Here is a 26,875-nt window from a genome sequence, read left to right on the forward strand (position 1 = left end):
CGACAAACCAGCTTTCAAACGCGTAGGCGGCTTCAACCGCGACGCCGACGAGCGTAACCGTTCGTTCGAGCGGGGCAACGACGATCGGCCGCGTTTTGACCGCAGCCGCGATGAAGATACCCGCAGCACCCGCCGGAACGATGATTCGCGCAGCAACGACCGCCCTGGCGATCGGCCCCGTGTTGACCGCGGCCGCGACGACCGCAACACCGACCGGCCCCGGCCTTTTTCGGATCGGCGGAGTCGGTCTGACGAAGGGGCATCCGAGCGCCCGCGCTTCGACCGCGGCCGAAACGACCGGCCCGACCGCGCCGACAAACCAGCTTTCAAACGCGTAGGCGGCTTCAACCGCGACGCCGACGAGCGTAACCGTTCGTTCGAGCGGGGCAACGACGATCGGCCGCGTTTTGACCGCAGCCGCGATGAAGATACCCGCAGCACCCGCCGGAACGATGATTCGCGCAGCAACGACCGCGACCGGACCGATGGACCGTATAAATTTACGCCGGAGCAACGCAAGGAATCGGGCGAACGGCGCACCGGCCGCTACGAAAAAGCGCCCAACTACAATATCGACCAGCGACCCTACGAGCGCCGGTCGCGCCGGGAAGACAGCGAACCATCGCGCCCATCGGCCGACCGTTCTGCCAAAGCCTACCGTACCGACCGCAAAGCCCCGGCGCGCCCCGTCGACGATCGGTCGCGCACCAGCGAACCGGGCGATCCGAACACGACCCGGCTGAACCGCTACATCGCGAACTCGGGCGTTTGCTCGCGCCGGGAAGCCGATGAACTGATCAGCAAAGGCGACATTACGGTAAACGGCAAAGTCGTAACCGAAATGGGCTTCCGTGTAAAAGACGGTGATACCGTGAAGTACGGCACCAAGGTGCTGAACCCCGAGCGCTTCGTTTACGTGCTGCTGAACAAGCCCAAAGATTACATCACCACCACCGACGATCCGGAAGAACGCAAAACGGTGATGGAGCTGGTAGCCGACGCCGGTAATTTCCGGCTGTATCCGGTGGGGCGGCTCGACCGTAAAACGACCGGTTTGCTCTTGCTGACCAACGATGGCGAACTGGCCGACAAGCTGACGCACCCCTCGAACAACATCCGCAAAATATACCAGGTCGAAATTGACAAACCCATTACCGAAGCGGATTTCGAAACGCTGCTCAAAGGGATTGAGCTGGAAGACGGCCCCATCAAGCCCGACTCGATGAGCATCATCACCCCCGACGCGCAGGTCGTTGGCATCGAGATTCACTCGGGCCGCAACCGCATCGTACGCCGGATGTTCGAGCACCTGGGCTACGAGGTTACCAAGCTGGACCGGACCACCTTTGCGGGGCTGACCAAGAAAGAACTCCCCCGCGGCAAGTGGCGCTTCCTCGACCCGAAAGAGGTAGTGAAGCTGAAATACCTGAATTAGCGATTGAGATGAATGAGTGATTGAGTGGAAAAACGGTAGATGCTTCCACTCAATCACTCATTCATTCAATCACTCAATCACTAGTTATGAATCACCTCTTCCCGTACATAGAGCGGACGCTGGTACACGCCAGCGTGACGATCAATGAACAGTACGAAGCGATGGACGATGTTACCCAGCTTGGCCTGGCGGGTCTGACCGTGGCGCCGTTCTGGGTAAAAAAAATCCGGCGGGAACTCGGCGACGATCATCCGGCGGTACTGTCGGCGGTGGTTGGCTACCCGTTCGGGTACCAGCGGACGGAGGTCAAGCAGCTGGAAGTTGAGCTCGCGCTCAAGGATGGCGCTACCGAGATTGAGGTGGTCATGAACACATCAGCGCTCTTCTCGCCGGCTTCGGTCTGGCTCAAAATCGAGGTAGCCAAGCTGGTGTCCATGGTTCACGCGCAGGAACGCCTGCTAACGGTTGTGCTGGACTCGGCCCTGCTAACCGATGACCAGCGCCAGCAGATGATCAAACTGGCAGCCGACGCCGGTGCTGATTTCCTCAAAGACCGGACCGGCGCTTTTCCATCGACTTTCTCGCTTGATGCCGCCCTTCGGTTTCGGCAGGAGGTCTCCCGCTCGGTCGGCGTCAAGATCGCGGCCGACGGAGCTACCCTGTCCGAGCTGGAAGCGCTGGTAGCGGCCGGGGTTGAGCGGCTGGCCATCCGGTCGGTTCCGGATTAATATAACCGGCACATTAAGCCCCCCGATTCATTCTTAAAATACTGATAATCTGTCAGTATTGAACTTTGCGTCAGTTCTAACCGACTACTAATCTGACCCAAAGTTCATGAAAAAACTTTACCTGTGCCTCCTACTCCTTTTGCCCCTTCTGTCGTTCGGACAGCTCTCGCCGGGCAGTATCGCCTTTACGGGTGTCAACGCTGACGGAACCGACAACTTCAACATTGTGGCCCTGGATGCCCTGCCGGCCAACACCACTATCTTTTTCCGCGACGACGAGTGGCAGAACCCGGGCTTCAATACCGGCGAAAGCATTCTGGTCTGGAACACGGGCGGAACCGTTATTCCGGCCGGTACGGTAGTGGCGTTCTCGAATATCAACCCCAGTCCGGCTTCGCCCGTGGTGGTGAGCGTCGGCTCGGCCACCATCAGCGGCAACCGGGGCCTCTCTAACGAAAACGATGCGCTGTTTGCCTACCTGGGCACCGATGCCGATACCCCGACCACGTTTCTGGGCGCCATCTCGAACAACGGCGTGGCGGCCAATACCTTCGGCACGCTGGCCGGAACCGGACTGACGCTGGGCGGCACAGCCCTGGCGCTAACCGGCGAAATTGCGGTGGGTATCTACACCGGTCCGCGTACGGCCATCAGCCGCAGCTGTTATCCGGTAGTCCTGAACAACCCGGTAAACTGGCAGGTACAGCCCAACAGTAGTGGCGATCAGTCTACCGATGGTATTGCCCCTGATCTGCCATTCAGCACGACGGCCTTTACGTTTGGCTCCGGTTGCCCGCTGCCGACGGTAGCCTTCAGCGCAGCCAGCCGAAGCGTCGGCGAAGCGTCGGGTACACTTTCGGTAACCCTCGCCGTAACCAGCCCCGGCAGCTCGACCGGATCGGTACAACTGGCGCTCGGCTCCGCATCGGCCCAGAACGGTCAGGATTTTGTGCTGGCCACGGCGCCCGTGACCGTTACGATTCCGGCCAATACCAGCGCCGTCACGTACCGGATTCCGCTCATTAACGATGGCCTGCCCGAAGCCGACGAATACCTGACGCTGCGGCTACAGAACGGCAGTGGCGTACAGCTTGGCTCGGTCAGCTCCCAGCTTGTGTTTATCCTCGATGACGACAAACAGGCACCGGCGCCCGGTTCGGCGCTCAGCCTGCAACTGCTGACCAGCTACCGCAACCCAACGGCCGGTTCGTCGGAGATTGTGGCCTACGAGAAAACCAGCAAACGGCTGTTTATCGCCAACTCGGTAGCTAACCGCATCGACATTGTCAACTTCGCCAACCCATCGGCCCCCGTAGCGCTCACGTCAATCAACGTAGCTGCGCTGGGTGGTAGCATCAACAGCGTTGCCACCCGCGACGGCCTTGTTGCAGCAGCCATTGAGAACACGAATAAAGTGCTGCCCGGGAAAGTGGTTTTCTTTGACCCGAACGGCCAGATTCTGAAGGAAGTAACAACCGGCTCACTACCCGACATGGTTGCGTTCTCGCCCGATGGCCGCTATGTAGTAACCGCCGACGAAGGCGAACCCAACGACGATTACAGCGTCGACCCCGACGGATCGGTTACGGTAATCGACCTGGCGGGTGGCATAGCCTCACTGACCCAGAGCCAGGTGACCACCGTCCGGTTCACCGCGTTTAACGATCAGAAAGCGGCTCTCCGCAGCGCGGGCGTCCGGCTCTACGGGCGAAAAGGCAATGTGGATAACGGGAGCAGCGTAGCCGAAGATCTCGAGCCCGAATACGTAACGTTCTCACCCGACTCACGCACGGTTTACGTAACCCTTCAGGAAAACAACGCGCTGGCCGTCATCAGCCTGACCAGCAAAACGGTATCGGCCATCAAGCCGCTGGGACTCAAGAACCACAACCTCGACAGCAACGCCCTTGACCCGACCGACCAGGGTGGCATACCGGCGCTGCAGAAACTGCCCGTGTTCGGCGTATATCAGCCCGATGCAATTGCTACGTTTACCTCGGGGGGCCAGTCGTACCTGATTACGGCCAACGAAGGCGATGCCCGCGAATACAGCGCCCTGAGCGAAGTGGTGCGGGCCGGAGCGGGTGGCTATGTACTCGACCCAACGGTTTTTCCGAACGCGGCCGACCTGAAAAACAATCTGCTGCTGGGACGCCTAAACGTGACGAACCAATCGGGCGATCTCGATAGCGACGGCGACTTCGACCAGATTCACGCGTTCGGGGCCCGGTCGTTCTCGATCTGGGATCTTAGCGGTAACCTCGTCTGGGACAGTGGCGATCAGCTCGAACGCATCACCCGCGCCCAGACACCCCTGCTCTTCAACGCCAGCAATACCGATGGCAACCCGGCCGTCAAAAATCGCAGCGACGACAAAGGCCCCGAGCCCGAAGGCGTTACAACGGCTATCATCAACGGGCGGGCCTATGCTTTCATTGCGCTCGAACGCATTGGTGGGGTCATGGTCTACGACGTGACGATACCCACCGCTCCGCAGTTCATCACCTATTCGGTAAACCGCACCGCACCTACGGCTACGGCCGCCACCGACGACCGGGGTGCCGAAGGCATCGTCTACATCGCGGCCGCCGACAGCCCTACCGGCAAAGGGCTGGTGCTGCTGGCCAATGAGGTCAGCAACTCGGTTTCGGTCTATCAGATCAGCAGCCCGGCCAGCAGCCTGTCGCTGGCGCAACCCGCCTACAACTGCGCTACGGGCCTGATCACGTACACGCCGGTGGGGGGCGATGGCTCACCGATTACCTTCCAGACGCCCGGTATCCGCAGTTCGGGGCCAACGAGCCTGACCGGTATCGTCGAAGCCGAACTACGGAACGACCCGAAACCCATTACGATTACCGCTACCCAGAGCGGCCGGTCGGTCAGCGTTACCTTCGATTTTGCCGCCTACTGCGCCGGTCAGAACCCAGGCAACGACCTGACGCTGCTGACACCCACGTACGACTGCTCGACCGGAGCCATCACGTTCGTAACGGCCGGGGGCGACGGCTCACCAATTACGTTCTTTGCGCCCGGTATTCGTCGGGCGTCGGTAACGAGTCCGACCGGTACGGTTGAGGCCGAGTTGCGGGGCGATCCGAAGCCGTTGTTCATTCAGGCTACGCAGGGTAACCGTACCGTCAGCACTACCTTCGACTTCGCGTCTTTCTGCGTGAGCCGCGCCCGGAAAGCCGCTGCGGAAGCCGAACTGGCCTTTACCGTCACAGTAGCAGGCAACCCCACCTCCGCAGATCAGGTGCTCGTTCGTGTGCGTGGAGCGGAGGGGCAGCCCCTGCGGCTGACCGTTCGCGATGTACAGGGCCGTACGGTAAGCGACCTGGCGGTAAAGCAGGCCGAAGCCATTGAGCAGCAGACCGTTGAACTGGGCCGCTCGTCAGGTCTGTACCTGCTGCAGGTCCAAACCCCCACCATGACCCGAACCGTGAAGGTAGTACTGCAGTAAATAGAATCGATACATACCCCGTCCCGATGACCGTTCGCTATCATGAATGATCATCGGGACATCTTTTTTTGGCCGAAAAGAACGTTTGGCTTATTTTAACCCTTGTTTACACCGCCTTCATCCTATGAAACTCTTTCCTTTTACCCTTCTTTTTCTATTGACCATCTCGTCGTTGGCTCAACCTGTTGTTTACCAAAGCTTTGAGACCGACAGCGCAGCCGAGCCCCGGGGCGGTATGCCTTCGCTGAGTACCTTTCTGCAAACGAATCTGCGTAAACCCATCGAAGCCGAGGCTCAGGGCATTGGCGGTCGCGTAGTTCTCTCGGGCATCGTAGAACCCAACGGACGCCTGTCTGACATCAACGTCGTTCAATCGCTGCGGCCCGATTGCGACCGGGAAGCCATTCGGGTCTTCAGCCGGTTTCAGGCCTGGCGACCAGCTTATAAAAACGGCAAAGCGGTGCGGCAGTTCGTTTCGTTTCCGGTTACGTTCAAAGCCAACAAGCCCTTCCCCTACGTGAATGGCAACCGGATCAGCTATTACGACGCCAATCAGAACCTGCTGCCCGACAGCAGCGACCTAGCCCAATACAAACAGCTCACCCCCACCGATTCTAATGGGCTTCCCAACGGAAATATCATGGTGTATCAGCTGAAACGGCAGGTCTGGAAAGAACAGGCAACCCTGCCATTTGTCCGGAAACGGAGCGACCTTTACAGCCGCTACGGAAAAGCGATTTATAGGATTGGGGTTGTACAACAGAACAACCAGTGGCAGGGCCGCGTAGCCGATGTCGACGAAATGGGCGCGCTGGTCAGGCAGGCCTTCTACAACAATGGCGAACGGGTTGGCTATCAGCTCGACTACTACAGCAACGGCCTGGTAGCCCAGCGCTCCGACGATGCCAATGGCCTGTATGTCTTCAACGCCTGGCACCCCAACGGGCAGATCAAACAGATCTGGACCGTTGACAAACCCAAACCCGGAACCCCAAAAAGTCCGGATCAGGTTATGGCCTACTGGGACAGCACCGGCCGCCAGCTCGTCAACGAAGGCAACGGCAGCGGCTCCTTTACCGAGTTGGTACAGTCGAAGCTTGACTCTACCCGGCAGACGTTGTTCATTGAAGAAGGCACCTACGCGGGCGGGCTGCGGGAGGGTCGCTGGACCGGCCGCTACGCCGATGGGTCTTATCTGTACGAAGAACAGTATGATAAAGGTATTTGCCAAACAGGTAAAGCCAGGACGGCCGGGCAGGATACGGTCCGGTATACCCAACGCGAGCAGCAACCCGAATTTACGGGCGGGATGCAGGGGCTGGGCCAGTTTCTGGCCAGTACGTTACGCTATCCGCCCGATGCGCAACGGGCGCACGTGCAGGGCCAGGTCATGATTAGTTTCGTGGTCTGCACCGACGGCACGCTCTGTGATTACGAAGTTGTCAAGTCACTACACCCCGCCATCGACCAGGAAGCCCTGCGCGTTGTCAAAGCCATGAATGGTCGCTGGAAACCAGGGGCTCAGCGCGGCCAGAACGTGCGGGTTCAGTATCGTATGCCCATCAATTTTGCGCTGGAGTAAGATTACTGCGGATAGCCTCCCCACTGCGCTTATTTGTCGGTCGTATCCATAGAGCGATGGCTAAGTTACAGCCGAATCTACTCCTGACATATCAAATTTTTAACGAGAGGTCGACTGTGAAGATGCAAGACCATTAGTATACAATTTTTTAATTTGTGTACTAATACAGTAATTTGACATTCTTCATACTATCCGCCTTTCTTATGAAATTGGTACGCTTTTTTATACTGCTGCTGATACCAGCATGCGGATTTTGCCAGTGGCCGGTTTACAAGTCTTTTGAGGTCGACACTGCGGCCCGGCCCCAGGGTGGCCCCGAAGCACTTCATTCCTTCCTGCTCACTAATTTTCAGATGCCACTGGCAGCCGGAGCGGCTGGCCTTAGCGGTCGTATCATCCTGGGTGGTATTGCGGAACCAGATGGTCAGATCAGCAACGCAATTATCATACGCGGTCTGCGGCCCGACTGCGACCGGGAAGCGCTGCGGGTCTTCAAGTTGTTCAATGCCTGGAAACCGGCCTTGAAAGCAGGACAGCCGGTACGTCAGGAGGTTGTTTTTCCGCTCATCATCAAGGCAGGCCCCCCGCTCTACGAGTATGCCGACGGTCAGTGTACTACCTATCTCGACGAGCAATTCAGTCCTGTCCAGCCTGGTAGTAGTCTAGCCCGGTACAAAGAAGTATCGCACCCGGACAGTACGGGCTTACCAACGGGCGATGCCGTTATTTATGAGCGCCATGGCAAACGCTGGGCTGAAAAACTAACGCTTAAGCTGGTTCGGGAGGAGCAGTCCGACACATCGCCTGACGGGCAGTTGATATACCGCATCGGCCTTAAAGCCCCGAATCACCAATGGCAGGGTCAGGTCTATGATTATACAGAGACCGGTCGCCGGATCGCTATCCGCAGCTTCACCAATGGTAACCAAACCTCCATTAATCGATTTGATCAGCATGGGATGCTGGTTGAGTCGGAACAGGATATAGCCCAGTCCAACAGTCAGGAGCCAGTGCAACAGACGCGGTGGCGATGGTACAGCAACGGCCAGCAGGAATCCATCGCTACCATCAATCGCTATAATCAATCGCGCGCCAAAGCCGAAAAATTCGAATCGATCTGGGATGCGTCGGGAAAGCAGATGGTGGCGGAGGGCAACGGACGGGCCATAATTCGCTCCCGCGTCGTTTCGAGAGCACCTCGTAAGCCTCCCATTGACATTATGGAAGAAGGTTCTTTTACCGATGGTTTCCGTGATGGCGTCTGGACGGGGCGTTATGCCGATGGGTCATTTTTTTACGAAGACCGTTACGATAAAGGCGAAGACCTGGGCGGCAAAGCGGTGGTTGGCACGCGAGATACCCTGCGCTATGCCAAAATTTACCAGCCTCCTTCTTTCAAAGGCGGTATGGCCGCACTGGGCGACTTCCTGAACAACACGTTACGCTACCCGGCCGAAGCACAGCGACGCGGAGTACAGGGCCGCGTTGTTATCGGTTTTGTGATCAGCGAAGAAGGGGCTGTAGACGACATAACAGTAATTCGGGGACTGGGCTACGGTACCGATGAAGAAGCGGCACGGGTGGTCAAATGGAGCAGTAGCCGCTGGACACCGGGTTATCAGCGCGGTCAGCCTGTGCGGGTGACGTATGTTCTGCCCATCAACTTTAGCCTGTAAGTTCCGATAACTACCCGGCGGTTATTGTGGTCACAAACATCCGGCGTGGAAAGCCGACCATCTGTTCGTAAATTTGCCCGATAACCTCCGGCACGAGATGTCCCTCAAGCAAGTTCCCCTTCATCATATTCATCAGCAACTAGGCGCGAAGATCGTGCCGTTTGCGGGCTTCGAGATGCCCGTTCGCTACTCGTCCGACCTCGATGAGCACCATACCGTCCGTAACGGCGTTGGCGTATTCGACGTATCGCACATGGGCGAGTTCATCGTCAAAGGCGATGACGCGCTGGCCCTGATTCAGCGGGTGTCGGCCAATGACGCCAGTACGCTCTTCGATGGCAAGGTGCAATACAGCTACCTGCCCAACGGCCGGGGCGGTATCGTAGACGATCTGCTCGTTTACCGAATCAACGAAACAGAGTACATGCTCGTTGTCAACGCGTCGAACATCGAAAAAGACTGGAACTGGATCAACCAGTACGTGCGCGACACCGATAACCTGACGCTCGTGAACGTATCGGACGATATGTGCCTGTTTGCGGTACAGGGCCCGATGGCGGCCAAAGCGCTGGAATCGCTGACCCCCGCCGATCTGGAAATGACCTATTACACCTTCGAGAAAACGGATTTTGCGGGCATGGCCAACGTCATCGTGTCGGCAACGGGCTATACCGGCGCGGGTGGTTTCGAGATTTACGTGTCCAACCACCAGGCCGAAACCGTCTGGAACGCGATTATGGAAGCCGGAGCACCCTATGGAATCAAACCCATCGGCCTCGGCGCCCGCGATACCCTCCGGCTCGAAATGGGCTATAACCTCTACGGCAACGACATTACCGACGACACCTCCCCTATTGAAGCCGGGCTGGGCTGGGTCACCAAATTCACCCACGACTTTGTAGATGCCGAAGTACTGAAACAGCAGAAAGAGCAGGGCGTTCCGCGCAAGCTGGTTGGCTTTACCATGATTGACCGGGGTATTCCGCGCGGCCACTATGCACTCTGCGATGCCGACGGCAATACCATTGGCGAAGTAACGTCCGGCACGCAGTCGCCCACGCTCGGCAAAGGCGTAGGCCTGGGCTACGTACCTACCGCCCTGAGCAAACCCGGTACCGAAATCTTCGTAAACGTGCGCGACAGACTCCTGAAGGCCGAAGTCGTAAAGCCCCCCTTTGTCCGGCGCTGAGACCTCACGGCCCGGCCGCCAGCCAATCGATTCATCTAAACACGGTCTAACTCATACCGATGGGCGGTAGTGACACTACCTACTGCTCATCGGCCAGCGACATACATGAAACACATTGACGTTTGTTTAACCCCGGACCTGCTGCATCTACACACGGTTGAAAACACCATCGTAGTCGTTGCCGACGTTTTCCGGGCTACTTCCTGCATGGTGACGGCTTTTGCCTATGGGGTAAAAACCATTGTACCGGTAGCGACTATCGAAGAATGTCAGCAGTGGCAGGAGCGTGGATATCTGGCCGCGGCCGAGCGTAACGCGCGCCGGGTCGACGGTTTCGAACTCGACAATTCGCCGTTCACGTATATGGACGAGCAGATTCGGGGGGCCAACGTGGCCATGACAACTACCAACGGTACGCTGGCCATCACCAAATCGCGGTCGGCGGTAAAAGTGCTGGTCGGCTCGTTCCTGAACCTCGACGCGGTGGCTCGTTTCCTGAAAACCGAGCCTTACGACGTCATGGTACTATGCGCGGGCTGGAAAGGCCGCGTCAACCTGGAAGACACCCTCTTCGCCGGCGCCCTCATCGACCGGCTCAAAGACAGCTACGCCCTGGCCGAAGACAGCGCCATTGTAGCACACCGGCTCTACTGCGACGGGAAAGAAAACCTGGTCGGCTACATGGCCAATGCCTCACACATCCGCCGGCTCCAGCGGCTCGGCATCCAGAAAGACATCACCTACTGCCTCCAGCATGACCTCTACGATGTCGTCCCCGTCCTCCGCGGCAACGCACTCGTAGCCATGGAAATGTAAAGGGAGTGATGAGTTAGTAGTGATGAGCGATGAGCGGGTGCCGGTCGCGTCCCACTCATCGCTCATCACTACTAACTCATCACTTATAACCCTTCTCCCAGCAGTCGTTTCAGTTCGAGCTGGTTGAGCAGGAGCTGGTATTTGAAGTTGAGTCGGCCCAGTTCGGCTTCTTCGACGCCGGTTTCGGCGCTTTGTAGCTCTACGTTCGTGATCACTCCGTTGCGCAGCCGGGCATTGGCGATGGTGAGCGCCTGACGCGCCTGCTGCACCTGCGTTTCGAGGTTGGCCAGGCGGGTCTGGTTGCTGCGGATGTCGGCGTTGAGCTGGGCGAGGTTCTGCCGAAGCTGCGCATTGGCGGTTTCTACGGCGTAGCGGCTGGCGTTCAGATTCAGCTGGGCGGCCTGGTTCTGTAACTGATAGCGCTTACCGGCGTAGAGAGGAACCACCACCGCAACACCGGCCGCCAGATTGGCACGCGGCTGCTCTACGTTGAGCGGATAGCCGTTTTTGAACCCCGCATTCCCGCTGAACCCGATGCTCGGCTTACCCGCCCGGCTGTTGACCAGAATTTCGGTTTCGGCCGCGCGGAGCCGGTCCTGCGCCAGCTGCACATCTTTGTTAGTCGCCAGCACCGGAGCCAGGTCGCCGTCGAGGTTGTAGGGCTGGGTGGCGCTGCTGGCCGCATCGGTCAGGTCGAACTGGGTAATGGCCTGGCTCACGTCCGGACTGGGATTGCCAGTCAGGAAGGTCAGCGCAGCCAGTTGCCGCTCCAGCAGGTTCTGAATCTCGATCCGGCGGTTTTGCGCGGCTTTTACCCGAACCGTCTGCGTCAATACGTCGTATTGCAGCGCATCGCCATTCTGCAGCCGCGTTGCCAGGAGCCGCACGTTGGCCCCGGCAGTCCGGATTACCGAATCCTGCACAACCAGGCTCCGCTGCAGAAAGCCCACCCCATAATAGGCTGCCGCTACCTGAAAGGCCAGGTTCTGCTGCGTAATCTCCAGCCCCCGACGCAACACCTGCACGTTGTCGGCAGCCTGCCGGACCGACGCGTCCGTTCGGCCAAAGTCGTAGATGGTTTGCCCGATCGATACGTTGCCGTTGAGGTTGTTGTTGGGCGCCAGCTTTAGCGTAGCATCCTGCCCGTTGACCGGAAAAGTCACCTGCGGAACGGGGGTCAGGTAGGTATAGCTACCGTTCAGGTTAACGGTGGGGCGTAATGCCGTACGGGCAATATCGACCCGCAGCTCGCCCGCCCGAATCAGCTCCTGCTGCTGTCGGAGTACGGGGTAGTTCGTGTTGGCCTGCTGAAGCAGCGCCCGCAGATCGGCAGGCACCGGAACCGGCTGAGGCTGCTGCGCCCGAACGCCACCGGCCGTTAGTAGGGCTATACAGGCAAGGTAATTTAACTGCATACGAATACGTGTTTGTCAGCCCCGGCGGGTTGCGGCATTATGAGATATACGGCCATGCATACCGCTCCCGGGAGCCAAGTACTAGTGAGCGGCATCGGCTACTGCTTTGGCAGCGGCCGGGTCCATTTTTTTGTTTTTCAGTAAGAACAGCAGCGGAAACGACACCACGAAGAACAGCCCCGCCAGCCGGAATGTGTCCAGGTACGAGACCATCAGCGCCTGCTTCTGAATAATCAGATCGAGGTTTCGGTATGCCCCCGTCGTGGCATCGAACGCATTGACGCCCCGCGCAATCAACCCCTGCGTGAGCGCGTTGAGCCGTTCGGTCAGGAGCGGATCGCCGGGTTGCAGGTTCGACACCAGGTCGCCCCGGTGAACGGCGCTGCGCTGGGTGACGTAGGTATTTGTGATGGCGACTCCGAAGGCCCCACCCAGCTGCCGCATCATGTTTACGATGGCGATACCCGTAGGCAACTGGCGCGGCTCGAGCGTCGATACCGACTGGTTGATAAGCGGCACATTGACCAGCGCCAGGCCGATGCCCCGAATGATCAGCGCCCCGATGAAATCGCCATTCGACGCGTCCATGTTGTAGGTAGACATCGTAAAGCAGAACGCAGCGAAGGCAATGTAGCCAAAGACCACGATCAGCCGGGGTGAGGTTCCTTTGGCCAGCAGCCGCCCCGTCAGCGCAAACATCGGTAGCGTGATAAGCCCGCCCGGAATCAGGAGTTTGCCGGTCTGGGTGGCCGTCATGCCGATAATTCGTTGCGCAAACAGCGGATACAGCAATACCGACGTAAACAGCCCGTAGCCAACCACAACGATCAGCAGCGAGCCAACCACCAGGTTTCGGTTCTTGAGCGTGCGCAGATCCACTACCGGCTCGCGGGTGCCCCGCAGCTCCCACCAGACAAACAGCGGCAGCGTCACCGCAGCGGCAAGGGTCAGGCCCGTAATCAGCGAACTATCGAACCAGTCGTCGGCTTCGCCCCGCTCCAGCACGTACTGCAGACTACCCACCCCAACGGCCAGCAGCAGAATACCGAACTGGTCAATTTTGATAGCAGCGCGGTTAATATTCAGCTCTTCTTCTTTTTTGTCGATGAAGGCCGAGCTGAGCATGACGGCCACAATCCCGATCGGCACGTTGATGTAGAACATCCAGCTCCAGTGGTAATTATCGATGATGTAGCCACCGAGCGTAGGGCCGAGTGTAGGGCCCAGTACAATACCCATCCCGAACAGGGCCGACGCCGTGGCCCGCTGCGAAGGCGGAAACGCATCGTACATCAGCCCCTGCGAGGTCGACAGCAACGCTCCCCCGCCAACGCCCTGCAGGAACCGGAAAAACACCAGCATCCACAAATTGTCGGACAGGCCACAGCCGTACGAAGCCAGCGTAAAAAGGAGTATGGAGCCGATGTAATAGTTTTTGCGGCCGAAGTACCGCTGCAAAAAACTCGTCATCGGAATAACGATCACGTTGGCGATGGCATAGGACGTCACCACCCACGATACATCCTCGATCGTAACGCCCAGATTACCGGCAATGTCGGTCAGACCCACGTTTACGATCGAGATGTCGATCAGTTCGATTATAGCTGCCGAAATGGCCGTGATCACCACGATCCACCGACGAAACCCGGTTGGTTGATTCATGTTCTAGGCCTGAAACAGGTAGCATGTCTTGTCCCGGGCACCGGCCTCACGGACAAACCCGTACATAGTATTCATTAGTCAGCAACCCGCACCTCGGCCTCTACGCTGAGGCCTGCCCGCAGCTGATTCCGGTACTTTTCGGGGTTCACGATCTCGATCTTGACCGGCACGCGCTGGGTGATCTTGACGAAGTTACCCGAGGCATTGTCGGGCGGCAGCAGCGCGAAACGAGCACCTGTTGCATCAGACAGCGAGGCTACCCGGCCTTTGATAGCGAGGTTGGGATACGCATCGAGTTTTACATCGACCTCCTGCCCGATTTTCATTTTCTCGAGCTGGGTTTCCTTGAAGTTGGCAACGACCCAGAACGTAGAATCGGCTACGATGGTGAACAGGTTCTGGCCGGGCTGTACGTACTGACCCGCTACCACGTTCTTACGACCTATTTTCCCGTCGATGGGGGCCGTTAGCCGGGCGTAGCCAACCCGCAGTCTGGCGTTATCGATGGCGGCCTGTTTGACCTTCAGTACGGCTTCGATCTTCTGGATGTTGGCCTGGGCTTTGGCAATACCCGCCTGCGCTACCCCCTGCGACGTACGCGCCAGATTGATCTGCTCTACGTTAGCCTCGTACTGGCGGCTCTGCACCTCAACGTTGTTCTGGCTGTCTTCGAGCTGTTTGCGCGTCAGCGATTGCTCTTTGTACAGATTCTGATCGCGCTGCAAATCACGCTGGGCCTTGCTCCGCCGGGACTCCTGCACCGCTGCGTTTGACTGAGCTACCCGGGCGTTCTGCACCACGTTACGGGCGTTGGCCTGCGCGTTCTGCAGATCGGCGCGGGCGTTTTGCAGATCGGCCAGCGACTGCTGATAATCGGCTTCGGCCTGCGCCAGCGCCACATCGTACTCCTGCGGATCGATCGTGACCAGCAGCTGCCCCTTTTTCACGTTGGTATAGTCGGCCACGTTGACAGCCTGCACATAGCCCGCTACCCGAGCCAGTACCGGCGCCGAGTTGCCTTCGATCTGCGCGTTATCCGTCGATTCGTATTGCCGGCCGTGTACGTAGGCGCTGTACCCGAAATAACCCCCGACCAGCAGCACGAGAACAACAATGATACGGGGTAAATAAGCCCGTACGCCATTATTTTGAGCAATATCCGGGCTGCTGTTTGTTGTAGTAGAAATAGCCATGAAACAGTTAATAAGTGTTGGCTTTGATGGGTACAAAAGTAAACCAGGTTGACTATAAAGTCAAACAAGTTGACTATATTTGTTTATGTACCCCACTTTGATTGATTGAAAAGATTATTTTTGTGTCTATGACCACGGAAACAGATAAAAATTCCTTTGATTTTGAACAATACCGCATCATGCGCGAACGGTCTATTGGCCGATTGCTCTGGCGGATGAAGCGGTACATGGAAAGCTTCGTTGAGCCCCGTCTGCACCAGCAGGGCTTCACCGACTTTAAAATGAGTTACCTGATGTTCCTGGCTAACATCGGCGAACGGGGAACGACCAATAACGAACTGGCCAAACGGGCCTGCGTTACCAAGCAGATGATGAGCAAGATTGTCGGCCTGCTCGAAGCCGACGGCTATATATACACCCAGAAAAACCCCGCGGACTCGCGCTCCAGCGTCATTTTCCTGAACGATCGGGGCAAAGAGCTATTCATGGCGCTCAAGGACAGCATGCAGCAGGCCCGCGACCAGTTCGACTCCATCGTGGGACACGACCGCATGGATCAGGTCATCGACACCCTGCTGGAACTTGTCACCGTCCTCGAAGCCGACAACCCAACGAGCGGAGAGTGAATGAGTTATGAGTTATGAACGATGAGTGGTTAGTCACCGTGGTGCGGGCGCCGTCACCGTGGTCCGTGTCCCCACGGACCACTCGTGCGTCAGCTATACCATCCGGTCATGTGTTCCGTGAGGACACGGACCACGGTAATAAGTACTCATTCATAACTCATCGCTCATCACTCATCATTCACAACTTACTCATCGTCCTTTAATTATGTTTGCCTCCATCAACCCCTACAATCAGCGTCGGTTGAAGACGTATCGGGCCGACAGTCTGGCAACTGTTGAACGAAAACTCAAACGAGCCGACCGGGCCTTTGCCGACTGGTCAGCTTTGTCGCTTCAGGAGCGGACTGACTTTATGCGCCGGGTCGGCTCCCAGCTGACAAACCGCCGGTCAGAACTGGCCGAACTGATTACGGCCGAGATGGGGAAAATTCGGCAGGAAGCCGAAGGAGAGATTCAGAAATGCGCCGATGCCTGCGCGTTTTATGCCGACCAGGCCGGGTCGTTCCTGGCCGATCAGGTTATAGAAAGTCCCGCCCGCCGGAGCTATGTCACGTACCAGCCGCTGGGAACGGTACTGGCCATTATGCCCTGGAATTTCCCGTTCTGGCAGGTATTCCGCTTCGCCATTCCGGGGCTGCTGGCGGGCAATGTTGGGGTATTGAAGCACGCGCCAAACGTATTCGGCTGCGCGCTGGCCATTGAACAGGTTTTCCGGGATGCTGGCCTGCCCGACGGCGTTTTTCAGTCGCTGCTGATCGATGTGGGACCCGTTGAAACGCTGCTAAACGATCAGCGCGTCAAGGCCGTCACACTGACGGGCAGCGGACGGGCGGGGGCGTCGGTAGCGGCCCTGGCCGGCAAAGCTATCAAGAAATCGGTACTGGAGCTGGGCGGTTCCGATGCGCTTATCGTGCTGGCCGACGCTGACCTCGATCAGGCCGCTAAAACAGCCGTGCAGTCGCGGATGCAGAACGCAGGCCAGAGCTGCATTGCCGCCAAACGGTTCATTGTGGAGAAGTCCGTGAAAAAGGCCTTTACCGAACGGGTAGTTGAACACATCAGCCAGATCCGGCAGGGTGACCCAACCCAGGATACAACGACCATGGGACCGATGGCCCGGCTCGACCTGGCCGACTCGATCGAACGGCAGTATCATCAATCACTGAAACAGGGGGCCAAATCGCTGACGGGTGCCCTGAAACGCGACGGCTGCAACGTTCAGCCCATGCTGCTCGACAAGGTCAGGCCCGGCATGGCGGCTTTCGACGAAGAAACCTTCGGACCGCTGGCCGTACTGATCGATGCCAAAGACGAAGCGGAAGCCATCCGGCTCGCCAATCGGTCGAACTTCGGCCTTGGCTCCGCCATCTGGACCCGGGACCTCGACCGCGCCAACCGGTTGGCGCGGCAGATCGAAGCCGGGTCGGTGTTCATCAACGGCCTGATGCGGTCCGACGTTCGGGTTCCCTTCGGCGGGATCAAACAGTCGGGCTTTGGTCGCGAACTGTCCGACGTTGGCATCCGGGAGTTCGTGAACATCAAGACCGTCTGGGTCGAGTAACCCAGGCTGGAGGCCGGGATCAGTCCTTCATCACCTTCCGGTGAGCCGTGCCACTGGGCGTCTGAACGTGCAGAAAATACAAGCCTTTGGGCAGGTGTTGCAGATCGAGCGTGGCGGTTCGCTGACGACCCCGAATGGCCGGCTGCGTAACAATAGCCCCGCTTACGGACCGGAGCGATATGGCCTCCAGCGTTTCGGAAGCAGGCAGGTCGACGGTCAGCGTGGCGCGGGTCGGGTTCGGGTATACCGACATGGCCTCGGACCAGGCCGGCTCCGTACCCGTAACGGCCAGCACCGTAAACGTACGCTCAACAGGTGTGGCGGCATAAAACAGCGTGTTCCCTTCCTGATAGGCCCGCACCTTAACGGCCCCAGCCGCGTTGATTTTCAATATATTGGCACTGGTCAGAACCGCCGGACCACCTATCACCTGAAACCCAACCGGCAACCCGGCCGACGAAGTAGCCCGTAGCGTCATATCGCCCTGATCCGTATATCGGTCGGGAATAGCGTCGAACGTTATCGTCTGGGTAGTTTTGGTTGGCAGCACCCGCGTAGCCTGCGTATACCAGACGGGCCATTTGGCACCGGTATACAACACCTGGGCCGTGCCGGAGGGCGTAAGCTTATCGGCTGCCAGACTGATGCCGGCCACATCTTCGCTGGTGCCCGACTCGGTGCTGAACACGATCCGGTTGTCGAGCCGCGAGTAGCTCGGGAAACCGAGCGTGTTGTTGCGGTAAATACCCCGCAGGTTATCGGCGTTCCTGCTCAGGTCAACGGCCACCACGTAGTAGATGTCATTCGCTTCCTGCACGTAGTCGAACGCGATGATGCCGGGCGAGTTTTTAGAGAAAGACGGGTTACCAATGCTTTCGCCCTCGTCCAGATCACTAAACAGTTTTTCGATGGTACCGGTAGCAAAGTCATTCGCCTTGTTGTCCCAGACGTTGATAAAGCCCACATCCCAGTAGTCGATGTTTTCACCGCTGGCGTTCTGCAGCTCGTTGAAGGCGTCGTATACGATAAACTCGCCCGTAAAGTCCCACTCAAACGAGTCGGCATAGCGTACATCGCCGGTTTCAACGCCCTCTGTATACGTAGGGTTGTACAGTTTAAATTCGGCCCACTTCTTTTTAGCGTAGCTGTAGACATAGATCGAGCCATCGCGGTCGGCGGTCAGGGCCGCCAGCTTGGTACCGTCTTTCGAGATAGCCACGTTATCCCAGATCGGCTCGTCGGAAATAATGGTTTCGACGGGCGTACCGGTCAGGTTCACCGACCGGATCCGCTTGTCAGACGACACGTAAAACGCCACTTTGCCATCGTCCGTTACGCTGGGGCGGTGGAGCAGCGACGAGCTGGTTTTCTGGTCGAACTTGGCCGTTGAGGTACCTACCGTTGTCGAATACAGCCGGCTGCTTTCGGCATCGGACAGCAGCAGCAGATCCTGACCAGAGGCTATCGGCACGTCGGGCTGGGTTGGTGTCGTGGGCGCACTGTCCAGAATACCAACGGCCGTAAACGCGTTCTGGGCCGCTGTTACCTCAGCGCCGGGCGTTCCGTACAGGTCGGCAGCGGCTTTGATGACGGCCAGCCGCAGATCAACGAACTGCGAGCTGCGGGTCAGGTAGGTCGTCAGCGCCCGATAATAGACTTTCTCGGCTTTTTCGCGCCCAACGGCCGTCGCAAACTTATAGAAGGCAAAATTCGGAATACCGCTGTTGATATGCACCCCGCCGTTGTCTTCGGTCGTGTTGTCATACTGAAGCATGGTAGCGGGCTGGTAGCCGTTGGGGTCGGCCGTGGGGCCGCCCTGGTTCGGGTTCGACAGGTCGCGCAGGGCACCGGACGGCAGCACGTTGGGTTGCGCCACATCTTCACCCAGCCGCCAGTCGTCCCGATCGATCAGCACCGCAAACACATCGGCCATCGACTCGTTGATGGCGCCCGACTGGTTTTTGTATTGCAGGTTAGCCGTATTCTGGATAACGCCGTGCGTCATTTCGTGGCCCGCCACGTCGAGGGCACCGGCCAGGGGTTTCAGCAGCTTTCCGTTACCGTATGCCATGATCTTACCGTTCCAGTAGGCATTATCCAGCGCAGCACCGTCATCGTCGACTACGTTAATGAGCGAAATCATCGTGCCGCCACTGCCGTTCAGGCCGCTACGGCCAAAGGTGGTTCGGTAATAGTCGTAGGCGATACCGGCATTGTAATGGGCCGATACGGCCGTTGGCGACCAGTCGGTATTGTTGGCCGAGGTGATCTGGTACACCTTCTGATTATCGCCATAGGTTTTCTGCGCGTCAACCGTCCAGATCGCCCCTACCGGCTCGTTGGGCATGGTCGATGCCTGAGCGTTGAACATAGGCCGCGACGTATCGATCAGAAAATAAGTCCCGCCCTGCTGATAGGTCTGGAACGTGCGGTTGGCCCCGTTGAGGTCGCGTCCCGAAGCCGCCACCAGCAGCGGAGCAGCTGCCGGGCGTTCGGCAGTGGCTGCGTCCGCACCGGCCGATACCGGAACCAGCGGCCGGGTGATGGAGCAGGTATGGTTGTATTTGTCCAGCACCTCGCCCGTCTGCGCATCGATGACGTATTCCCAGCGGTCGAGCAGGTTGGGTCGAACGGTGAGCTGATAGGCCAGCCGCGCCCCACCCGCCATCGGATACACGCATAGCGAGCCTTCGATTGGTTGTACGTTCAGGATATTGTCGCCAAACGAGCGAACGCGCACGGCCTGGCGTACATCGGTGAGGGCCCGTTTGGTGGCTTCGGCCAGGGCCAGCTTCGGCTGGGTCGACAGTTCGTTAGGGATGGGCTGGTAACGGCCGTTGAGCACCGTCACGTCGGTACCGGTCAGGTGGGCCACCAGTTCTGACCCCACCACAGGAACGCCCCGGTGCAGCTGCGTCAGCCGAACGTGGGTCTGGCCCAGCTCATCGGCCCGGGTGCTGGCCACGGTGAAGCTGGCTTCCGGTGCGTCGATCTGCAACAGGCCCCGGATCTGGCCCATAAACTGAAACGCAGCCGACGAAGCCGCGGCCGCCGACAGCCGGGCGCCTGCGTTCTGGTTGAGCTTCTGTCGTTTGCTCAGGGTTCGTTCAATGAATACCGGCAGTCCGGTACTGGTGTCGCGGATGACCCGCAGCCGCAGCGGTTCGGCCGATGGGCGACTGAGTCCGGTAGCCAGCAGCGTCTGCTGCCCCAGCCGGTTCTTAGGCGTCGGTATAACCTGTGCCCCCAGCCGCTGAGCTACGTTTACCGACGGGACCGATGTTTTGGTTTTACGGCTGAAACCTGTTTTGGGTGGCTGAGCCAGCGCGACCGATGCCGTGAGCAGGGTCAGAAAAAGTACAGGTGCTTTCATGGATAAGCGTTAGTTGAGCCGGACCGAATCCGGAATCATGGCCATAAATGCGTTATACAAGGCAGGATAGGCGGCCGGTACGGCTGTGTCGGCTACGGACCAGGTCACCCGATACGTTTGTTCACCCTGTTGCCAGCCCACAAACCGCGACCGGTTGCCGGGCTGGTCGTAGCGGGTCGTTTTGATCTGGCAGGTATCCTCCGCAGCGGTGAAGAACCGCCTGACCAGCGCGCGTTTCTGCTTGCCGAGGGGCAGATAGGTCGTATCCCCATGGTGCTTCCGGAAAAGTTGTCCGTTGTCGAGCAGGATATAGGTGGTTGTAAAGCCCGTAAACCCGCCCCCGCTACCGGCCAGCAGCTGCCGCCCGGCATAGCTGTCGGGTCGGGTTGCCAGCCGCTTCGTACAGCTCTGTGCAGCCAACAGACCTACCCCCAAAGCAGCAATCAGTAAAGCAAGGCGTTGCATACGAGTGAATCAGGAAGTTATCGACAAATGTATATATAGGGTCAGCCTTCGCCAATACGTACCCGGATGAATCGACTGAATAAGCGCAGGAACCGTACTTCAGCGGCTATGAAGTGGCCCGGTGGTATCAGCCGTCAGGGGGGTGTCGGTACGCCGTACGTTTTTTCGGTCAGGCTCACCGACGGTCCGAAGAGTCCGCGCCGGATGCGAACCTGAAACAGGTTGTCGTAATCGCCCGACGCAATTTTAGTGGCCCGTGGCTGCGCGCCCAGCGCCTGCGTAATCTCCAGAATGGTGTTGCTATGCCCTACTACCAGCACCGATTGCCGCCGGATGCGTTTAACCCGCCCCGCCACATCGCTGATGGACTTGGTCGAATAGCTGACAATGGGGAGCCGGAGCCGGGTGGCCAGCGGTTCGGCCGTCTGGCGGGTGCGCCGGTAGGGCGTCGTAAAAATAGAGTCGATTCCCGCGCGGGCCAGGGTATCGGCCAGGGCCAGCGCGCGCTGGCGCCCGGCGGGGCTCAGGTCGGTCGAGTCGGTTTCGTCCACTTTCTCGGCATGCCGCACCACATAAACTGTAGTTGTCGAGCAACCCGTAGCCAGCCAGCAGCCGATCAGTAATCCGTAGATAAAGCGCATCGTTCTTTTACCATTTTGTCTCACAATGATACAAAAAAAAGTCCCCGGCTGTAAACCAGGGACTCTTACTTGACAGACTATAGGCTGGGGTTACAGCTCACGTACCCAGATGTTGCGGAAACCAACGGGGTTGCCGTGATCCTGCAAAATGAGGGGGCCTTTGCCGTGTGCCTGCACTTTGGGGTAGCCGATGTATTCGGTAGTGCCGCGGATGGCTACGTGGTTCTGCACCAGTACGCCGTTCAGCAGTACAGTTACGAAAGCAGGCTCCAGCATGAGACCGGCTTTGTTGAAGCGCGGAGCCGTATAGATGATATCATAGCTCTGCCACTCGCCGGGCTTGCGGCTGGGGTTAGCCAGCGGAATAGCCTGCTTGTAGATCGAGCCAACCATCCCGTTTACGTAGGTTGGGTTGTTGTAGTTATCCAGTACCTGTAGTTCATAGCGGCCCTGCAGAAAGATTCCGCTGTTGCCCCGGCCCTGGCCGTTGCCTTCTACTTTGGCGGGCGTCTGGAACTCGATGTGCAGCTGCATGTCGCCGAACTCCTGCTTGGTTTTGGCCGACGATGCTGTAGACGAGTACAGGACACCATCGCGCACCGGCCACTTCAGCGGATCCGTGCTATTAGTTGGGTTATAGCCTTTGTTAGCGACCCACTGATCGGCATTGCGACCGTCGAACAGGATAATCGCGTCGGAGGGCGGGGTGGTACCGGCCGTACTGCCCGAGTAGGTGCCGGGTGTCACAACGGGCGGAACGGGTTCCCAGATTTCGGTCGACTCGGGCGTTTGTTTTTTAGGTTCGGTCTGGGCAGAAGCCTGGTTCATTACGAATAAGCTGGCTACACCAAAAACCAGCCATGTGGGCACATTTCTCATGGAAAAAGAAAGGGGGTTAATTGACATTCAAAGATAGGGTAAAAGGCACATTACGGCTTTTTTTCCTCAAAAATTGGTAAATTTCAGCCCCCAAATTTTTCCAATTGCTACATGATCAAACTTTCACGAATGGCTCGCTTCGGCGGGCTGATGGGTATCGGCTGGACGCTGAGCACGGGGCTTCTTACGGCTCAGCCCGCCCCCACACCCGGTATTCCGCTCACGCTCAACGACCTCAGTGCGTTTAAACCCGCAGCCGCTCACTGGCGAGTGGTGGGTGCCGTTCGCGCGGACCTGAACAAACCCAATACGCTCATTATCGACAAGGGAACCGGTATTGTGGTGGCTCAGCCAACCCCCGCCAAACCCGGTCAGCCAACCGACCCGAAGGCCAGCCTGTTTACCACCTTCGACCACGGCGACGTTGATGTCGAACTCGATTACCTGCTGGCGTCCAAATCCAACTCGGGCGTTTATCTGCAGGGCCGCTACGAAGTACAGCTGTTCGACAGCTGGGATATCCGTACCCCCAAAACCATCGACAACGGTTCGATCTACGAACGCTGGGATCCCAAACGGGGCGAAGGTCGCTATGGCTACGACGGCCACCCCGCCCGCCAGAACGCCAGCCGCGCACCAGGGCTGTGGCAGCATCTGAAAATATCGTTCCAGGCTCCGCGCTTCAACGCCAACGGCCAGAAAACCCAGAACGCCCGCATGGTTCGGGTCGAACTGAACGGGGTTGTCATTCACGAAGATGTTGAACTGACCGGCCCTACCCGCGCAGCCGCTTTCGACGACGAGAAACCGACCGGCCCGCTGATGCTCCAGGGTGATCACGGCCCCGTGGCGTTCCGCAACATCCGGTACGTCAGTTACGATAAACCCCGGCCCGAACTGCGTGACCTGAAATACGCGGTTTACAAAGGCAAGTACGAAAAGGAACCCCAGTACGACAAAACCGCCCCCGAGTCGGAGGGCACCTCAACCATACTGTCATCGTCGGTAAGCCGGATTCCGAACGAGTTCCTGATTCGCTATACGGGCACCCTGCGCGTGAGCGAACCCGGCGAGTACCGCTTCAACCTGGGCGTACCAGGGGGTGGGGGTCTGCTGAAAATTAACAATCAGCAGCTCATTGGGCCCGGCCAGTGGAACGGCAGCGGAAAAGCTACCCTGCCTAAAGGCGATCTGCCGTTTGAACTGATGTATACCAAGTTCGTCGACTGGACCAAGCCCGCGCTGGGCCTGACCGTTGCGGGTCCCGGCATTCGGGAGTACGTCATCAGCGACCAAAACGGGGGCGACGGCGAAGAAACCGACCCGATCGTAGTCGATGCACCGACCAGCACCGTCCTGCGTAGCTTCATGGATATGCCGGGCGAGAAAAACGCCCAGGGCGGCACCCTGCGCATTACCCATGCCGTATCGGTAGGCAGCCCGGATATTGTACACTATACCTACGATCTGGACAAAGGCGCCCTGGCCCAGGTATGGCGGGGGGCGTTTCTCGATGCCACGCCCATGTGGCACGACCGGGGCGACGGTTCGTCGCGGCCCCGTGGTATGGTACAGCGCCTGGGAGCACCGGTGCTGTTTCTGACCCAGCTGGCATCGACCCAGATGGCCTGGCCAACCGACACGACCGGTTCGGGTTTCCGGCCCAAAGGCTACGCCCTCGACGCCAGCGATCTGCCGACCTTCCGTTACCAGAGTTTCGGCGCATCGGTCGATGATAAGATTCGGGTGCTGCCCGAAGGACAGGGCGTTCGGCGGGAGGTGACCATTACCAATCCGGCCAGCAACCTCTACGCCCGGCTGGCCAGCGGCATGCGCATCAGCGCCCTGGAAAACGGCCTGTACGTTATTGACGACCAGCACTACGTCCGCATCGATGACCTCGGCGGTGCCAAACCGACCGTCCGCGAAAGCAATGGCCGACAGGAGCTGATTGTACCGGTAAAAGGCAAAGTGGTTTATTCGATCCTGTTCTAAACCACTCCTCCCCCATCTTACGTACCATGAAAAAATTACTCACAACCTTCCTGGCCGTTGCCAGTCTGGCAGCCGTTCGGGCGCAGGAGTCGCCCAAGGAAGAGGATTTCTTTAAAATTCTTAAGGTTACGGCCCCCGAAGGCACCCTGCTCGAAGTAGGTGGACTGGCCACCCTGCCCGACGGGAGTCTGGGCGTGGCGACGCGCCGGGGCGACGTCTGGATCGTTGAAAACCCGACGAGCCGCAAACCCTATTTCCGCAAGTTTGCATCGGGTCTGCACGAGATTCTGGGGCTTACCTATAAAGATGGGGCGCTCTACTGCGCCCAGCGGGGCGAACTGACCCGGCTGGTCGATACCGATCAGAACGGGAAAGCCGACCTCTTCGAGACCGTTTATGCCTGGCCGCTCTCGGGCCATTACCACGAGTATAGCTTCGGCCCCAAGGTGGCACCCGACGGGCAGTTCTTCGTAACGGGTAACGTAGCCTTCGGTGACGAAGAGTGGTGGCGGGGCGAAAGCCGGGTTCCCTGGCGCGGCTGGACGATGAAGATCAGCGAAAACGGCAGCATGCAGCCCTGGGCAACCGGGATGCGCTCTCCCTGCGGGCTGGGCATCTACGACGGTGAGCTTTTCTACGCCGACAACCAGGGCGACTGGATGGGATCGGGCGGTATTGTTCACGTGAAGCGGGGCTCGTTTGTGGGCCACCCTGCCGGTCTGCGCTGGACCGGTGCCGCCAACTCACCCGTGAAACTCACCGCCGAGCAGTTCAACGCCAAGATCGACGAGCGTCGGCGCCGGGACGAAAATGGCCGGGCCATCAAACCCGAAAACGTAGTGAACGAAACGCCCACCCTTCTCTATACGATGAAGGATCAGTTTCCGAACGCCGACATCCAAACGCCATCGGTCTGGTTACCGCACGGTATTCTGGGCATTTCGAACTCGGAGATTCTGGAGATTCCGGAGGGTACGTTCGGGCCGTTTGCGGGTCAGCTGCTGGTGGGCGATCAGGGCATGAGCAAGATCTCCCGCGTGTTTATGGAGAAGGTAAACGGCGAGTACCAGGGCGGTGCCATCGAGTTCCGCAACGGGTTCCGGTCGGGCGTACTGCGCATGGCCTGGGGTAAAGACGGCTCGCTGTTTGTGGGCGAAACCAACCGGGGCTGGGGATCGGCCGGCGAAGCCAACGAGGGTCTGCAGCGACTCGTCTGGAACAACGCCCTGCCGTTCGAAATGCGCACAGTGAAGGCCATGCCCGACGGGTTCGAAGTGGAGTTCACCTCGCCCGTTGACCGCAAGTCGGCCGAGGATCTGGCATCGTACCGGGTAGAGAGTTTCATCTATAAATACCATTCTGTATACGGTAGCCCGACCATCAACAAGGAAGCACTGCCGCTGAAAGGGGTAAAAGTATCGGCCGACGGCATGAAGGCCCGGCTGATCGTGGGCGACCTGCGTCGGTACTACATCCACCAGCTGACGCTCGATGGCGTTCGGGGCGCCCAGGGTTCCTATTCGCTCGTTCATCCGATTGCGTACTACACGCTCAACAACATTCCCGACGGTCAGAAACTGGCCCTGAGCGAAGTGAGTACGACCAACTCGGCCGCGGCACCGGCAGCTGCCCCCGCGACTGCGGCACCAGCTGGCCGGAAAGCCACCCCGGCTAAAGCAGGGACTCCTGCCAAACCAGGCACCAAAGCTGACCCCACGCGTGGAGCCAAACCCAAACTGGTAGAAGGGCAGGCCGTTACGATGGCCAAAGCGCCTACCTACGATGAGGTAAAAGGCCTCCTGACCCGCCATACCTGCCTGGCCTGCCACCAGACCAACAAACGGCAGGTCGGTCCGGCCTATGTCGACGTGGCTAAACGGAAATACACCAATGATCAGATCGTTGACCTGATCTACAACCCCAAGCCACAAAACTGGCCGGATTACGCTACCGAAATGCCGCCTATGCCGCAGGTACCGAAAGCCGATGCGCTCAAGATTGCGGCCTGGATCAACTCGCTGTCAACGACTGGCAGCAGCTCATCAGCCGGAGCCCCCAAGCCCTGAACGGTCGTGGCTACAGCCCGCTTGTAAAAAACGATACTATGCGGCAAAAACGCCCGGACCTGTAGGTTCGGGCGTTTTTTGGTAACAGGCTTGTCATCAGGTGAGCTATA

The 26,875-nt window shown here is 58.5% G+C and carries 18 protein-coding genes; 11 read left to right on the forward strand and 7 right to left on the reverse strand.

Annotated features, from left to right (window positions below):
* The 7 genes from B1C80_RS26530 to B1C80_RS26560 form a co-directional block, all read left to right on the forward strand.
* Positions 1-1,435: pseudouridine synthase (locus B1C80_RS26530; RefSeq protein WP_139361752.1), on the forward strand; the 1,435-nt coding region annotated here is incomplete at its 5' end.
* 86 nt (positions 1,436-1,521) lie between these two features.
* A complete protein-coding gene (locus B1C80_RS26535) occupies positions 1,522-2,163 on the forward strand; it encodes a deoxyribose-phosphate aldolase (RefSeq protein ID WP_077924233.1) in 642 nt (213 codons plus the stop codon).
* A gap of 106 nt (positions 2,164-2,269) precedes the next feature.
* A complete protein-coding gene (locus tag B1C80_RS26540) occupies positions 2,270-5,626 on the forward strand; it encodes a choice-of-anchor I family protein (protein ID WP_077924234.1) in 3,357 nt (1,118 codons plus the stop codon).
* Between the two features lie 124 nt (positions 5,627-5,750).
* Positions 5,751-7,208, forward strand: a complete 1,458-nt coding sequence (locus tag B1C80_RS26545) for a TonB family protein (protein ID WP_077924235.1) — start codon at positions 5,751-5,753, stop codon at positions 7,206-7,208.
* A 203-nt stretch (positions 7,209-7,411) separates the two neighbouring features.
* On the forward strand, positions 7,412-8,884 hold the full coding sequence (locus B1C80_RS26550) for an energy transducer TonB (protein WP_077924236.1): 1,473 nt from the start codon (positions 7,412-7,414) through the stop codon (positions 8,882-8,884).
* Positions 8,885-8,981: 97 nt separating this feature from the next.
* Entirely contained in the window at positions 8,982-10,073 is a 1,092-nt protein-coding gene (gene gcvT / locus B1C80_RS26555; RefSeq protein WP_077924316.1) for a glycine cleavage system aminomethyltransferase GcvT, read from the forward strand.
* 105 nt (positions 10,074-10,178) lie between these two features.
* The gene (locus B1C80_RS26560) at positions 10,179-10,889 is read left to right on the forward strand and encodes a 2-phosphosulfolactate phosphatase (protein ID WP_077924237.1); all 711 of its coding nucleotides are present in this window, start codon (positions 10,179-10,181) and stop codon (positions 10,887-10,889) included.
* 83 nt (positions 10,890-10,972) lie between these two features.
* On the opposite strand, the gene B1C80_RS26565 is transcribed toward B1C80_RS26560, so the two are convergent.
* The 3 genes from B1C80_RS26565 to B1C80_RS26575 all read right to left on the reverse strand — a co-directional run bounded on the left by B1C80_RS26565 (position 10,973) and on the right by B1C80_RS26575 (position 15,159).
* On the reverse strand, positions 10,973-12,304 hold the full coding sequence (locus B1C80_RS26565; RefSeq protein WP_077924238.1) for a TolC family protein: 1,332 nt from the start codon (positions 12,302-12,304) through the stop codon (positions 10,973-10,975).
* 81 nt (positions 12,305-12,385) lie between these two features.
* On the reverse strand, positions 12,386-13,966 hold the full coding sequence (locus tag B1C80_RS26570) for a DHA2 family efflux MFS transporter permease subunit (protein WP_077924239.1): 1,581 nt from the start codon (positions 13,964-13,966) through the stop codon (positions 12,386-12,388).
* 74 nt (positions 13,967-14,040) lie between these two features.
* Positions 14,041-15,159: an HlyD family secretion protein gene (locus tag B1C80_RS26575; RefSeq protein WP_077924240.1), complete on the reverse strand. Its 1,119-nt coding sequence runs from the start codon at positions 15,157-15,159 to the stop codon at positions 14,041-14,043.
* Positions 15,160-15,287: 128 nt separating this feature from the next.
* Here B1C80_RS26575 and B1C80_RS26580 point away from each other — a divergent pair, with 128 nt between their 5' ends.
* Positions 15,288-15,785 carry a MarR family winged helix-turn-helix transcriptional regulator gene (locus tag B1C80_RS26580; RefSeq protein WP_077924317.1) on the forward strand — a complete coding sequence of 166 codons (498 nt, stop codon included), beginning with the start codon at positions 15,288-15,290 and terminating at the stop codon, positions 15,783-15,785.
* A 205-nt stretch (positions 15,786-15,990) separates the two neighbouring features.
* On the forward strand, positions 15,991-17,346 hold the full coding sequence (locus tag B1C80_RS26585) for an NAD-dependent succinate-semialdehyde dehydrogenase (RefSeq protein WP_077924241.1): 1,356 nt from the start codon (positions 15,991-15,993) through the stop codon (positions 17,344-17,346).
* A 19-nt stretch (positions 17,347-17,365) separates the two neighbouring features.
* Here the strand turns inward: B1C80_RS26585 and B1C80_RS26590 are convergent, their stop codons facing one another.
* The 4 genes from B1C80_RS26590 to B1C80_RS26605 all read right to left on the reverse strand — a co-directional run bounded on the left by B1C80_RS26590 (position 17,366) and on the right by B1C80_RS26605 (position 22,704).
* Positions 17,366-20,719, reverse strand: coding sequence for a M4 family metallopeptidase (locus B1C80_RS26590; protein ID WP_077924242.1), 3,354 nt, complete (start codon positions 20,717-20,719; stop codon positions 17,366-17,368).
* 9 nt (positions 20,720-20,728) lie between these two features.
* Positions 20,729-21,184 carry an FAD-binding oxidoreductase gene (locus tag B1C80_RS26595; protein WP_236648937.1) on the reverse strand — a complete coding sequence of 152 codons (456 nt, stop codon included), beginning with the start codon at positions 21,182-21,184 and terminating at the stop codon, positions 20,729-20,731.
* Between the two features lie 134 nt (positions 21,185-21,318).
* The gene (locus tag B1C80_RS26600) at positions 21,319-21,825 is read right to left on the reverse strand and encodes a histidine phosphatase family protein (protein ID WP_077924243.1); all 507 of its coding nucleotides are present in this window, start codon (positions 21,823-21,825) and stop codon (positions 21,319-21,321) included.
* A 90-nt stretch (positions 21,826-21,915) separates the two neighbouring features.
* Positions 21,916-22,704: a DUF1080 domain-containing protein gene (locus tag B1C80_RS26605; protein WP_077924244.1), complete on the reverse strand. Its 789-nt coding sequence runs from the start codon at positions 22,702-22,704 to the stop codon at positions 21,916-21,918.
* A 111-nt stretch (positions 22,705-22,815) separates the two neighbouring features.
* Here B1C80_RS26605 and B1C80_RS26610 point away from each other — a divergent pair, with 111 nt between their 5' ends.
* Both B1C80_RS26610 and B1C80_RS26615 read left to right on the forward strand, forming a co-directional pair.
* Positions 22,816-24,699: a DUF1080 domain-containing protein gene (locus tag B1C80_RS26610; RefSeq protein ID WP_077924245.1), complete on the forward strand. Its 1,884-nt coding sequence runs from the start codon at positions 22,816-22,818 to the stop codon at positions 24,697-24,699.
* 26 nt (positions 24,700-24,725) lie between these two features.
* Entirely contained in the window at positions 24,726-26,765 is a 2,040-nt protein-coding gene (locus tag B1C80_RS26615) for a c-type cytochrome (RefSeq protein ID WP_077924246.1), read from the forward strand.
* Positions 26,766-26,875 lie beyond the last annotated feature (110 nt).

The organism is Spirosoma sp. 209 (assembly GCF_002006735.1).
Lineage (GTDB): Bacteria > Bacteroidota > Bacteroidia > Cytophagales > Spirosomataceae > Spirosoma > Spirosoma sordidisoli.